Below are 12,137 nucleotides of genomic sequence, written 5' to 3'. Positions count from 1 at the left end.
GGAGGGGGAGGGGCCCGGTCGAACGGCGGCACGCGGCCCGGATCACGTGTCGGCGTCGGCGTCTGTGTCCGTGTCGGTGTCCGTGTCCGGATCGGCCTCCTCCTCGGCGTCCGGGTACGCGCCGTCCTCCATCAGCCGTTCGGCGATGTCGTCGGACCAGTGCTGCGCCCAGGCGCGCAGGGCGAGGACCTGGGGTTCGTCCAGGCCGTACCGGCGGAAGTCGGCGTCGGCGTAGAAGTCCGTGCCGGTGAGCCGGGACTGGAGGGTGGGCAGGTCGAAGGGGTCGTGGGCGTGACGACGGCCCAGCTCCTCCAGACGGGGCAGGGAGAACCGGGCGGCGGCGCCCCGCGCGTCGACGAGGTCGACGGCCGCTCCCCGGTCGTACAGCGCGCGGATCTTCGTGCCGACCGCGTCCTCCGGCGACAGGGCGGGCCCGTACTCCGTCAGCTCGGGCGGCTGCCAGAAGGCTTCCTTGTGCAGCGCGAGCGCGATGGGCTCCCCGCTCGGCGGATCGGTGACGGTGAGCTGCGCGGTCAGCGCGGTGACGGCCCCGACGCGCACCCGGCGTCCGCGCGCCTCCAGGGCCGAATCGACGGCGGCCACGATCCGCTCCATGACCTCGGGACTCTCGGTGGCGAAGTCGACGTTGGCATGCGGACGGGACACCAGGCCGTGCGCCTGCAGGGCATAGCCGCCGGCGAGCACGAGCGCGTAGGGGCTGCCCGCGGCCGGAACGTCCGCGAGAAGTCGCCGCTGGGGGTCTGAAGGGGTCACGGCATCCGTACTCTGCCAGAGAGGGGGCGGGGTGGTGGGGTGCCCCGCCCGGGAGGAACAGTGGTTCGCTGTGACACGGGCGCCGGCGGCGCGGCGGTGGACGCCGCCCAGGTCCTGCGGTCGGTCCGCGTGGCGAGGGTCATCTCACCGGTGCCGACGTCGGCCGACGCGCACCGCCGGCAGTTGCGCGGGTCGAGGCCTCGGTAGCCGCGGTCGCAGGTGTCGCAGTTGCGGAGAGGGTGTCGGACGGGCGCGGGCGGTTCGGGGGTGCGGAACGGTGGCGGGGGTGGGAGCTGGGCGGTGAGGCGGTGGGCCAGGAGGGCGGCCGGGCGGCGCAGGGGCTCCGGTGGCAGGTCGCTGGTCAGGGCGTGGCGTACGGCGGTCGGAGCGAGGTCCCGCTCCAGCCATGCGGCGACACCCGGGGCGAGGTGTTCCGCGTCGGTGGCGGAGAGGAGCAGGCGGGGGTCCGTGCGGCGCAGGCCGGCGAGGAGCTCGGTGGCCGACTGGAGGAGGGCGGGCGAGGCGTACGCGGGCTTCGGTACGGCGGGGAGGGCGCGGCGGCGTGCGGGTTCCTGTTGCGGGGTGGTGGCGGCGCGGCGGGCCGAAGGCTTGGGCGTGGTCGCTTCGGACGCGTCGCGGTCGCGCTGTCGGCCCGGCTGGTTGCAGGAGACGGTGCGGGTGACGATGCGGCCGGTGGGGGTGCGTTCGCGGGTGCGGCGCAGGTAGCCGTGGGTCTCCAGTTCGCGCAGGGCGGCGGCGATCCGGGTCGTGCCCTCGGGGAAGCGGGCGGCGAGGGTCTTGATGTCGACCGGGGCGCCGGTGGGGAGCGACTGGATGTGCACCGCCAGCCCGATGGCCAGCCCCGACAGCTCGGGGTGCTGCGCGAGGTGGTTGCCGATCACCGTGAAGCGGGTGGTGTGGCGGGTGTTGTCGTGGGTGACGCCGCCGGGGTGGGCGCTCGCGTGCGTGCGCCGCGTGCCCCGGCGCGGGTGGTTTTTGCCGCCGTTGCGGGACTGGACGCGCGGGCGCGCGCTACTGTTTTGGGTGTCCATCGGGAAGTCGGTCTTCCTTGGTGGTCAGGCCCTCGCACTGGGATTGCCGTCCCGGCGGGGGCCGTTGCATGTTCTGGGGTTGTGCCGTGCTGATCGGCGTTGCGCTGAGCGTAGGGCAGACAACCGGTCCCGAATCCAGCTCAGTTGGTGATGTTCACTCGCGGGAGTGATCGTGCGCCGTGGGCGGGAGGGGTGGGGCTTGGTGCGGGTTCTTTCCCTCTCGTGTTTCTTGGAGAAGATCGCCGACGACACCGGAACCCGCGCGCTCGCGTTCCGGTGCGTGCGTTGTTTCCGCTGGTCAGATCAGCGATGAGTGGGGCGCCGCCCATACTGTCGCAGTGACATCGCCGACACACAGGGTGACTGTCCGGGGCTTGTCGGCTGTTGTCCGGGCTGTCTGGACCGGGCGTGTGGGTAGCGGCGTTGCGGCACGGTGGCACAGCGGTACGACGGAGGGTGCGGGATGTCGGCGGACGGTGAGGCGCGGCAGCTCACGGGCGAGGCGGAGGCGGACGAGCCGGGGTGGGAGGTGGATCCGGACGACGAGTGGGGCGTGGCCGTCATCACCACGGTGGGGCGGCAGTTGAGGCTGCGGCGGGAGGCGGCGGGGATGCGGGCGGCCGATTTCGCGGTGGCGGTCGGGTACGGGGAGGACCTCGTCTACAAGGTCGAGGGCGGGAAGCGGATCCCCCGGCAGGAGTACCTGGACAAGGCCGACGAGGTGCTGGGCGCGGGCGGACTCGTCGCGGCGGCCTGGGAGGACGTGAAGAAGGTCCGGTATCCGAAGAAGGTTCGGGAGCTGGCCAAGTTGGAGGCGCAGGCCGTTGAGGTGGGCGTCTACGAAAGCAACGGCATCAACGGTGGAGGCCAAGTCCATCCAGTGGGTGAGGGTCGTCAGATCGGAGCAGGCGGTGACGCGCTTCCAGGTGGCGGGTGCGGCCCCCGCGCACGCGCAGGGGCCCGGAAACGTGCTGTTTCCGGGCCTCTGGCGCTGGAAGAGGGCCGCTTTCCCAGCGACCGTCCCCCTCAGCCCTCTTCGCCGCCGAAGCGCTCCTTGTAGTTCTCGAGGTCCTCGTCCGTGAGCTTGGCGAAGAGGACCGGCGGGACGGTGAAGGGGGTTCCGGCGGGGACGGCGGAGAGGGACTTCGCCTCGGCCGCCGTGGCCCACGTCGCCGTGTCGTTCTCGAGGGAGAACACCTCGCGCATCGTCTTCGCCGTCGCCGGGATGAAGGGCTCGGAGACCACCGCGTACAGGTGGATCAGGTTCATCGCCGTGCGCAGGGTGAGCGCGGCGCCGTCCTTGTTCGTCTTGATCTCCAGCCAGGGGGCCTTCTCCTCCAGGTAGGAGTTGCCCGCCGACCACAGGGCGCGCAGGGCGGCGGCCGCCTTGCGGAACTGGAGTGCCTCCATCTGCTCCTCGTACTCGGCCAGCAGGCGCGCGATCTCCTCACCGAGCTTCGCCTCGGCCTCGCCCGGCTCGCCGCCGGCGGGCACGTCGTCGCCGAAGCGCTTGCGGGAGAAGGACAGCACCCGGTTGACGAAGTTGCCGAGGGTGTCGGCGAGGTCCTTGTTGACCGTGGCGGTGAAGTGCTCCCAGGTGAACGACGAGTCGTCCGACTCGGGGGCGTTGGCGATCAGGAAGTAGCGCCAGTAGTCGGCGGGCAGGATGTCCAGTGCCTGGTCGGTGAAGACGCCTCGCTTCTGCGAGGTGGAGAACTTGCCGCCGTAGTACGTCAGCCAGTTGAAGGCCTTGACGAAGTCGACCTTCTTCCACGGCTCGCGCACGCCCAGCTCGGTGGCCGGGAACATCACGGTGTGGAAGGGGACGTTGTCCTTGGCCATGAACTCGGTGTAGCGGACCTCGGTGTCCACGTCGTACCACCACGACTTCCAGTCGCGGTTCTCCGGGTCCTGGTCCGCCCACTCCTTCGTCGCACCGATGTACTCGATCGGGGCGTCGAACCAGACGTAGAAGACCTTGCCCTCGGCCGCCAGCTCCGGCCACGTGTCCGCGGGGACGGGGACGCCCCAGTCCAGGTCGCGGGTGATCGCGCGGTCGTGCAGGCCCTCGTTCAGCCACTTGCGGGCGATCGAGGAGGCGAGCTGCGGCCAGTCGTCCTCGTGCCGGGCCACCCACTGCTCCACCTCGTGCTGCAGCTTCGACTGCAGCAGGAAGAGGTGCTTGGTCTCACGGACCTCCAGGTCCGTGGAGCCGGAGATCGCCGAGCGCGGGTTGATCAGGTCGGTCGGGTCCAGCACGCGGGTGCAGTTCTCGCACTGGTCGCCGCGGGCCTTGTCGTAGCCGCAGTGGGGGCAGGTGCCCTCGACGTAGCGGTCCGGGAGGAAGCGGCCGTCGGTAGGGCTGTAGACCTGGCGGATGGCGCGCTCTTCGATGAAGCCGTTCTCGTTGAGCTTGCGGGCGAAGTGCTGGGTGATGTCCCGGTTCTCCGCCGAGGAGCTGCGGCCGAAGTAGTCGAAGGCCAGCGCGAAGCCGTCGTAGACCGCCTTCTGCGCGTCGTGCGCCAGGGCGCAGAACTCGTCCACCGCGAGGCCCTGCTCCTTGGCGGCCAGCTCGGCGGGGGTGCCGTGCTCGTCCGTGGCGCAGATGTACAGGACGTCGTGGCCGCGCTGGCGGAGGTACCGGGAGTACACGTCCGCCGGGAGCATGGACCCCACCATGTTGCCCAGGTGCTTGATCCCGTTGATGTACGGAAGGGCGCTGGTGATGAGGTGTCGAGCCATCGGGGGCTGCTCCCAGGTCGGGTTGTTTTGCGAACCTTGAAATCGTAGCCGACATGTGTATGCCGCCCGCTTCCCGTTTTACGGGGTGAGAAGCGGGCGGCATGGGTTGCGCCGGTGCGTTATGTGCCGTTACGAGGTGTTACGGGCGCCAGGTCGCGAGGACGCCCTCGTAGAGCTCGGTGTCGGTGAGCTCCCGGGGGGTGGGGCCGGCGTGGAAGAACGACGTGTTGTCGGTCTTCAGTTTGCGCAGGTAGTCGAAGGCCTTGTTGTCGTGCTCGCCGAACGCGACGAAGGAGAAGAAGACGCCGGGGTGGTTCTTCGCGGCCTCGGTGAGGGCCTGGGTCGCCGGGGTCTTGGCATCGGGGGCGCCGTCCGTCTGGAAGACCACCAGGACGGGGGTGCCGGGTGCGTTGTTCTTCTCGTGGTGTGCGAGTACGGCTTCCACGGCGGCGTGGTAGCTGGTGCGGCCCATGCGGCCGAGGCCCGCGTGGACGTCGTCGATCTTCGTCTCGTGGCCCTCGGAGAGGGTCAGGTCGGTGGTGCCGTCGATCTCCGTGGAGAAGAGGACGACGTGGACCGTGGCCTCGGGGTCGAGGTGGGCGGCGAGGGCGAGGGTCTGGTCGGCGAGGGCCTGGGCGGAGCCGTCCTTGTAGTACGGGCGCATGCTCGCGGAGCGGTCGAGGACGAGGTAGAGCTTCGCTCGGGTGCCGGTGAGGTCGGTCTTCTTGAGGGTGGTGGTGGCCGCCTTGTAGGCGGTGGTGAGGCTGGGGGTGCGGGACTTGATCTTGGTGAGAGGGGTTGCGGGTTCGGCGGAGGGGGCCTCGGGCTCGGGGGCGTCCTCGGTGGAGGGGGCCTGGGACTCGGGGGCCTGCGGCTCGGGGGACGCCTCGGCTTCGCCTTCGGCGGGGTTGTTCCTACCCGCACCACCCGTGCGGCTTTCGGCGTCGGGTGCGGGTGGCCCCTGAGGGGCGTCCTCGCCGTCGGCGGCCTGCGGCTCGGGGGTGGTGGCCTGCGGCTTCGCCTCGGCCTCTGCCTCGGCCGGCTCCGGCGTCGATTCGGGCTGCGGCGGCGCCGCGGTCGTCGTCTCGGCCTCGGCCTTCGGCGCGGGCTCGGCGCTCGGGTCCGGCTTGGCTTCGCTCGCCTCGGGCTTCGCCTCGGCCTTGGCGTCGGGCTCGGCCTGCTTCGCCTTGGCCTCGGGCTTCACGTCAGCCTGGGGCTCAGCCTCCGCCTTGGCCTCCGTCTTCGGAGCAGCTTCGGGCTTGGCCTTCGGCTCTGCCTTCACGTCAGCCTGGGGCTCAGCCTCCGCCTTGGCCTCCGTCTTCGGGGCGGCCTCGGGCTTCGCCTTCGGCTCTGCCTTCACGTCAGGCTCGGGCTCAGCCTTCGCCTTCGCGTCAGCCTTGGGCTCAGCCTCAGCGGCGGCCTTCGCCTCAACCACGGGCTCCGCCTTCGGGGCAGCGTCGGGCTTCGCCTTCGCGTCAGCCTCTGCGGCGGCCTTCGGCTCAGCCACGGGCTCCGTCTTCGGGGCGGCCTCGGGCTTCGCCTTCGCGTCAGCCTCTGCGGCGGCCTTCGGCTCAGCCACGGGCTCCGCAGCGGCCTTCGGCTCAGCCTTGGGCTTGGTCTTCGGCTTCGACTTGGACTCGGGATCCGTCTCGGTCCTGGCCTCGGTCGGCTCGGGGGCGGTCGTCGCCGCGGCCTCCGGTTCCGGTTCCGGTTCCGGGGTCAGGTCGAGGACGAGTTCGGGCTCCGGGGAGCGGTCGGACTGCCTGGGGACCGCGATGTTGTCGAAGGCCGCGGAGACCAGGTCGTGCTCGTCGGGGGACGACGTGCGGGGCTCGGGGACCTGGGCGGTCGGGGCCGGGGCCGGGTCGGTGGTGGTCGGCTCCGCTTCCGGCGACGGACGTCGGTCCGCACCCTCTGCTTCGGCGGTGCGTGCCTTGCGCCCCCGGCCGAATGCGTTCCGCAGGAGAGTGAGAATGCCCATGTGCGCAACCCTTTGCGTGAGTTGGTACCCGTTAATCCCTGGCCAGGACGGACACGTAAGGTTAGCGGCCCTGGGTTGCGTTTCGGTCTCTGGCGGAGCCGTGGAGCGTGACGTCGGCTACGGGCGCCGGCAGCCGAGGATCACGCCGACCCCGGTGAGGAGCGGTACCGCGCACCAGATGCCCGGTCCGCGTCCGGGTCGTTCGGTCACCCGGCCGAGCCTACGGGCGGGGCGTCCACCCGGGTCAGGAACCTCCCCAGCACCTCGTTGAACTCCTCCGGCCGCTCCAGGTTCGGCATGTGGGCCGTGCCCTCGGCGACGTGCAGGACGGAGTCGGGCAGCAGCGCGTGCATGGCCTCCGCGTCGGCGACCGGTGTGAAGGTGTCGTCGGCGCCCACCACGACCAGCGCCGGCACCGTGACCCTGGTCAGCAGCGGGCGGTAGTCGGGGCGTTCGGCGCGGCCGCGCAGGGCGGCCGCGGCGCCCTCGGGCGAGGTGGCCGTCATCATGCGGTGCACATGGGCCTTGACCTCGGGATCGGCGTAGGGGGCGACCATGCGCTCCAGGACCTCGTCGGCGTAGCCGCGCATGCCCTCGGCGAGCAGCTGGGCGGCGAGGGCGGTCCGGCCCCGTCGGCCCTCCGGGGTCTCGGAGTCGGGGAAGGTGTCCGCGAGGACCAGGCCGCGCACGCGGTCGCCGAGGCCGTCGTAGCACTCCATGGCGATCTGGCCGCCCATCGACAGCCCGGCCAGGACGAAGGTGTCCACCTCCAGGAAGTCCAGCAGTTCCTCCAGGTCGCGGGCGTGGCGGGAGAGCGGGACGGTGCCGGGGGTCACCGGGGAGGCGCCGTAGCCGCGCAGGTCGGGGGCGATCACCCGGCGTCCGGCGGAGAAGGCGGCGAGCTGCGGGGCCCACATCGTGCGGTCGAAGGGGTGGCCGTGGACGAGGACGAGCGGGGTGCGGGTGGAGTTTCCGGGGCTTTTGTCGTCGTATGCGAGGAAGGGGGCCATGTGATCGACCCTAGGGTTCCGTATCTTCTCGGTGCAATAAAATCTTTGCCCTCGGTGCAATCCAGCGCATGCGGTGGCAGGGGGACTTGTGGACGACTACCGGCGTATCGCCGACCGGATCGCCGGTGACATCGCTTCCGGGCGGCTCCGGCCGGGGCAACGGCTGCCGCCGCAGCGGGCGTTCGCCCGGCGGCACGGGATCGCGGCCTCCACGGCGGGCCGGGTGTACGCCGAACTCGTGCGCCGGGGGCTGGTGGTGGGTGAGGTCGGGCGCGGCACGTTCGTGCGGGCCACCGAGCCGGACGGGCAGCCGGGGCGGGCGCTGACCGAGGCGGCCGCCGCCACGCCCGTGAACCTGGAGCTGAACTACCCGTCCGCGCCCGGCCAGTCGGAGCTGCTCGCTCCGGCGCTCACGTCACTGCTGCGGCCGGACGCGCTGACCGGGGCGCTGCGGCCCGCCGCGGCCGCGGGCACGGACGCGGCGCGGGAGGCGGTCGGCGCACTGCTGGCCACGGACGGCTGGCGGCCCGACCCGGCGGGGCTGCTCTTCACCGGCAACGCCCGCCAGGCCATCGCCGCCACCCTCGCCTCCCTGGTCCGGCCGGGCGGCCGGGTCGGTGTGGAGCCGCTGACGTATCCGCTGGTCAAGGAGATCGCGAGCCGGCTCGGCTGCGTGCTCGTCCCGCTCGCCGCCGACGACCGGGGGCCACTCGCGGAGTCGGTCGCTGCGCTCCACCGCGCCGCCCCGCTGTCGGCCCTCTACCTCCAGCCGACCCTGCACAACCCGACCTCGCTGACCATGGACGCCGAGCGGCGGGCGCGGGTGGCCGACGTCGTCCACAGCCTGGGGATACCGGTCGTGGAGGATCGCATCTGGTCCTTCCTCCAGCCGGCCGGGCCGCCGCCGCTGGCCGCGTTCGCCCCGGGTCTCGTGCACCTGGTCGACGGGCTGTCGAAGCGGGTCGCGCCGGGGCTCACCGTGGGGTTCGCCTCCGTACCGGCCGAGCGGGCGGAGGCGGTGGCGCGCGCCATCAGGTCCGGCGGCTGGAGCGCGGGCTCGTTCGCGCTGGAGGCGGCCGTGCGGTGGACCGGTGACGGGACCGTGGCGCGGCTGGTCGCCGCCAAGCGCCGGGACGCCGCGCGCCGGCAGCGGCTGGTCGCCGACGAACTGGCGGGGTTCGACGTACGGTCCGACCCGGCCGCCTACTTCGCCTGGTGGCGGCTGCCCGCACCCTGGCGTGCGGACACCTTCACCGCGGCGGCGCGGGCGCACGGGATCGCGGTGACCCCGGGCACGGCCTTCCGGGTGGATCCGAACACCACGCCGGACGCGGTCAGACTCGGTCTCGGGTCGGCTCCCGAGCCGGAGCTCGCGCGGGCGCTGCGGGTTCTCGCCGGTATAGCGCGGGGTGAGGTGGCCGCGGGCGGTGGTTGAGCGGGGTGGTGCTGAGGGGCCGGCGGGCTGGGGTGGGGCCGGGTGCGGTCAGACTCGGGTCGGGTCGGGGCGGGTCGGCTCCGGAGCCGGGGTCCGGGCGGGTTCCGCGGAGCCCCGGCGGCGGCGCGCGGGGCGGGGCGGCCGCAGCCGGCGGGTGAGCAGGGCGGTGAGGGCCACCGCGAGGCCGAGGCCGATGAGCAGCCAGGACGCCGTGCGCAAGGTGCCGGTCAGGGCGTCGTAGACCGCTCCCGCGGCCGGGTGGGAGACCCCCTCGGCCAGGCCGTCGAGGGTGAGGCCGCGGCCGATGACGAGGGCGAGGTTGAGCAGGCCGCCGCCGAGGGCCGTGCCGAGCGCGGTCGCCACGACGGCGCGCCGGCGGTGGACGGCCAGGGCGATACCGGCGACCGCGAAGACGAGGGCCGCGACCGGGCACCAGAAACCGGCGACTTGAAGCACGTGGAATCCCTTCCGCAGCGGTGCCACCTCGTGCGCCCCGAGCACCGGAACCGCGGTGTGCTCCACCGGGATGCGCGCGGCCAGCGCGATGTGGTCGTCGGTGAGCTGCTGCTTGACCTGGGCGGTGACGGGGGCGAGGTCGACGGTGACCGGACCGTCGCCCGTGCCGCCCGTGGCGGCGTCCTCGCGGAGGGCGCGCAGGACGGCGTCGTGGGTGACCCGGTTGCCGGTGTCCCAGGCGATCCGGAAGGCCCGGGTCTGGGTGAAGGAGCGCACCGCCTCGTGCACGAACGGGGCGACCGAGCCCTCCAGCGGGCGGACGTGCATCCGCTGGTCCACCTCGCGCAGGATGCCGTCCCCGACCGTCTCCGCGACGGCTTCCCGCACGTCGGGGTCGGCGGCGAGCGGGGCCATCGCGGTGACGTACCGGCCCGTGTCGGCGAGTCCGTACGCCGCCCAGGCCGCCAGCGCGCCGAACGGCACGAGGAGGCAGGACACGGCGATCAGGGCGGCCGACAGGGCGCTCCTGAGGCGTGGGGGCACTCTTCAAGGCAAGGGCCGCGCGCCCGGGTGCGCGAGCGGGGCGCCCGCATTCGGGGGACGGGCGCGGCCGAACGGCCCACCCGTGCCGGCTCCCGCGCTCTCCGCCGCCGGGACCGGGGCGGTCCGCCCTCAGGTGGAGGGTTCACCCGAACGGGTGTTTCCTGGTGCTGGGGAGACGCCGGGACGGTGTCCCGGACGCCGCCGGGCCGCGGGAAGCGGGCCCGGCGACCGGTGAGGAAGGGAAGGCACAGGGGAGTGCGTGGGCCCCGGCCGGGTCGTCCGGCCGGGGCCCACGCGCGTGCCGCCTGCTCCGAGCGGGCGGGGCCGCCCGCTCAGCGGATGCGGTGGCCGGCCGCGTCCTCGTGCGTGTAGTAGCGGTAGAACAGCACGCCGAACGTGGGCACGGCGACCGCCAGGGCCAGGACCGCGGACTCCCACACTCCGTGGCCGCGGCCGCTCAGGCTGTACAGGAAGCCGACCGCGATGCCCGTGAAGGCCGCCCAGAGCACGGCGTGCACCTCGCGCCGGCAGCGCGCGGCGAAGAACTCCAGGGCCCGGAAGACGGCGAAGAACACGATGCCCGTCACCACGCCGAACAGCACGTTCCAGCCGGTGATGGGACCGCCGTAGCGGGTGTTGGCGGCGGCCCAGTAGCCGTAGACCAGGCCGAGCACGACGGGCAGCACCCACCGCGCGATCGCGTGGGTCCGCTCGTCGAAGACATCGGGCGGCCGGTGGCGGGCGGCGGCGTCCGGACCGCCGAGTGCGGGCGCTGTGGTGCGCCCGGGTATACCACCGGGCGCGGGTGCCGCTTGAGCCATGAGAGCACTCCTCTCGCTCCTCGCCCCCGGTCTCCAGGGCACACCTGGGGGGACGGCCTGGCAAGTCGGTCGGACGGGCCGGGTGCCCGGATGCGGCGGTTTCGATCCCGTGTTTCGCTGTGGGGCATGGAGCGCTGCCCGCCGTGACGCAGATGGAGTCCCGGCGCCGGCGGCAGCCGCTGCGGACTCACGGGCGGATCGCGGTGCAGGGGCTGCCCCTGCTGCTGCTCGCCGGCATCACGCTGCTGGACCTCAGAACCGGCGAATGGTTCCGGATCGTCTCCTGGATCGTGCTGGTCCCCGGCACCGCCGCCGCGGTCTGCGGGGTCTGGACGACCGCCGGGTACGCGGTGCTCTCCCTGTGCACGTACGTGGCCGTGGACCGGGTCTGGCCCAGCGAGCACCGGGCCGGCCTCGCCGACTTCCTGCTGGTCGCCCTCGGCGGCGCCCTCGCCACCCTGGCCTCCGCCGCGCGGGTGCGCAGGGAGCGGCAGATGCTGCACATGCGGGACATCGCCGACACCACCCGCCGCACCGTGCTGCGCAAGCTGCCGCCCGACTGGGGCGGGCTGGAGCACGCGGGCGCGTACATAGCCGCCGACGTGGACGCCCGGGTCGGCGGCGACTACTACGACATCCAGCCCGGCCCGCACGGCACCCGGGTTCTGGTCGGGGACGTCCAGGGCAAGGGCCTCGGCGCCGTGGAGACGGCGGCCGCGCTGCTCGGCACCTTCCGGGAGGCCGCCTACCACGAGGCGGATCTGACGGTCGTCGCCGAGCGGCTGGAGACCCGGATGACCCGGCACCGCGTCCACCGTGCCGCGCTCGGCCGGGACGACACCGACCGCTTCTCCACCGCCGTGCTGCTCGGCTTCCCCGAGGAGGACCCGGACTCGGTCGAGCTGATCAACTTCGGCCACGAACCGCCGCTCGCGGTCGGCCCGCAGGGCGTGCGCGCCCTGCCGGCCGGCGACGGCCTGCCGCTCGGGCTCGGCGACCTGGTGGCCGGCCGCCCGCCGCTGCACCGGGTGCCGCTGGGCCGCGAGGAGACCCTGCTGCTGGTGACCGACGGTGTGACCGAGGCCCGGGACAAGGACGGCGTGTTCTACCCGCTCGTGCCGGAGGTGACCCGCGCCGTCACGGCCGACCCGGGCCGCGCGCAGCCGCACCGGCTGGTGCGGCGGGTCCGCGACGGTGTGCTCCGGCACACCGGCGGTCACCTGGCCGACGACACCACGGTGTTCGCCGTTCGGCGGATGCGCGAAGACCCCGTACAGGGACGTTTGCGGTCCTGAGCCGACCCTTTGCAGCAGCAGCGGATAC

General features: G+C 73.1%; 8 protein-coding genes and 2 pseudogenes. 3 read left to right on the top strand and 7 right to left on the bottom strand.

The window, feature by feature from the left end; all coding sequences use genetic code 11:
* Positions 1-42: 42 nt before the first annotated feature.
* Together ACWCPN_RS05635 and ACWCPN_RS05630 are read right to left on the bottom strand one after the other, a co-directional pair.
* Positions 43-774 (bottom strand): nucleotidyl transferase AbiEii/AbiGii toxin family protein, encoded by a 732-nt coding sequence (locus tag ACWCPN_RS05635; RefSeq protein WP_451202601.1) that lies wholly within the window; start codon positions 772-774, stop codon positions 43-45.
* Between the two features lie 164 nt (positions 775-938).
* Positions 939-1,826 (bottom strand): annotated as a pseudogene (locus tag ACWCPN_RS05630) (helix-turn-helix domain-containing protein); the annotation flags it as partial.
* A gap of 463 nt (positions 1,827-2,289) precedes the next feature.
* Between ACWCPN_RS05630 and ACWCPN_RS05625 the strand changes: the two are divergent.
* Positions 2,290-2,688 (top strand): annotated as a pseudogene (locus ACWCPN_RS05625) (helix-turn-helix domain-containing protein); the annotation flags it as partial.
* A gap of 164 nt (positions 2,689-2,852) precedes the next feature.
* Here ACWCPN_RS05625 and metG read toward each other — a convergent pair.
* From metG to ACWCPN_RS05610, 3 genes are all read right to left on the bottom strand, one after another.
* Positions 2,853-4,568 (bottom strand): methionine--tRNA ligase, encoded by a 1,716-nt coding sequence (metG, locus tag ACWCPN_RS05620; RefSeq protein WP_451202600.1) that lies wholly within the window; start codon positions 4,566-4,568, stop codon positions 2,853-2,855.
* Positions 4,569-4,707: 139 nt separating this feature from the next.
* Complete coding sequence (locus ACWCPN_RS05615) at positions 4,708-6,549, bottom strand: VWA domain-containing protein (protein ID WP_451202599.1); 1,842 nt, start codon at positions 6,547-6,549, stop codon at positions 4,708-4,710.
* A gap of 206 nt (positions 6,550-6,755) precedes the next feature.
* Positions 6,756-7,559, bottom strand: coding sequence for an alpha/beta fold hydrolase (locus tag ACWCPN_RS05610; RefSeq protein WP_451202597.1), 804 nt, complete (start codon positions 7,557-7,559; stop codon positions 6,756-6,758).
* An 88-nt stretch (positions 7,560-7,647) separates the two neighbouring features.
* Between ACWCPN_RS05610 and ACWCPN_RS05605 the strand changes: the two genes are divergently transcribed.
* Complete coding sequence (locus ACWCPN_RS05605; protein ID WP_451203035.1) at positions 7,648-8,994, top strand: aminotransferase-like domain-containing protein; 1,347 nt, start codon at positions 7,648-7,650, stop codon at positions 8,992-8,994.
* A gap of 48 nt (positions 8,995-9,042) precedes the next feature.
* Here the strand turns inward: ACWCPN_RS05605 and ACWCPN_RS05600 are convergent, their stop codons facing one another.
* Positions 9,043-9,993, bottom strand: coding sequence for a hypothetical protein (locus ACWCPN_RS05600; protein ID WP_365121690.1), 951 nt, complete (start codon positions 9,991-9,993; stop codon positions 9,043-9,045).
* A 332-nt stretch (positions 9,994-10,325) separates the two neighbouring features.
* Positions 10,326-10,814: a hypothetical protein gene (locus ACWCPN_RS05595; RefSeq protein WP_451202596.1), complete on the bottom strand. Its 489-nt coding sequence runs from the start codon at positions 10,812-10,814 to the stop codon at positions 10,326-10,328.
* Between the two features lie 152 nt (positions 10,815-10,966).
* Here ACWCPN_RS05595 and ACWCPN_RS05590 point away from each other — a divergent pair, with 152 nt between their 5' ends.
* Positions 10,967-12,109 (top strand): PP2C family protein-serine/threonine phosphatase, encoded by a 1,143-nt coding sequence (locus ACWCPN_RS05590; protein ID WP_451203031.1) that lies wholly within the window; start codon positions 10,967-10,969, stop codon positions 12,107-12,109.
* Positions 12,110-12,137: the final 28 nt, after the last annotated feature.

The sequence above is a fragment of the Streptomyces sp. NPDC002386 genome, assembly GCF_053593175.1.
The sequence above is the reverse complement of the archived record's forward strand: the minus strand, read 5'-3'. Positions and strand labels throughout refer to the sequence as shown.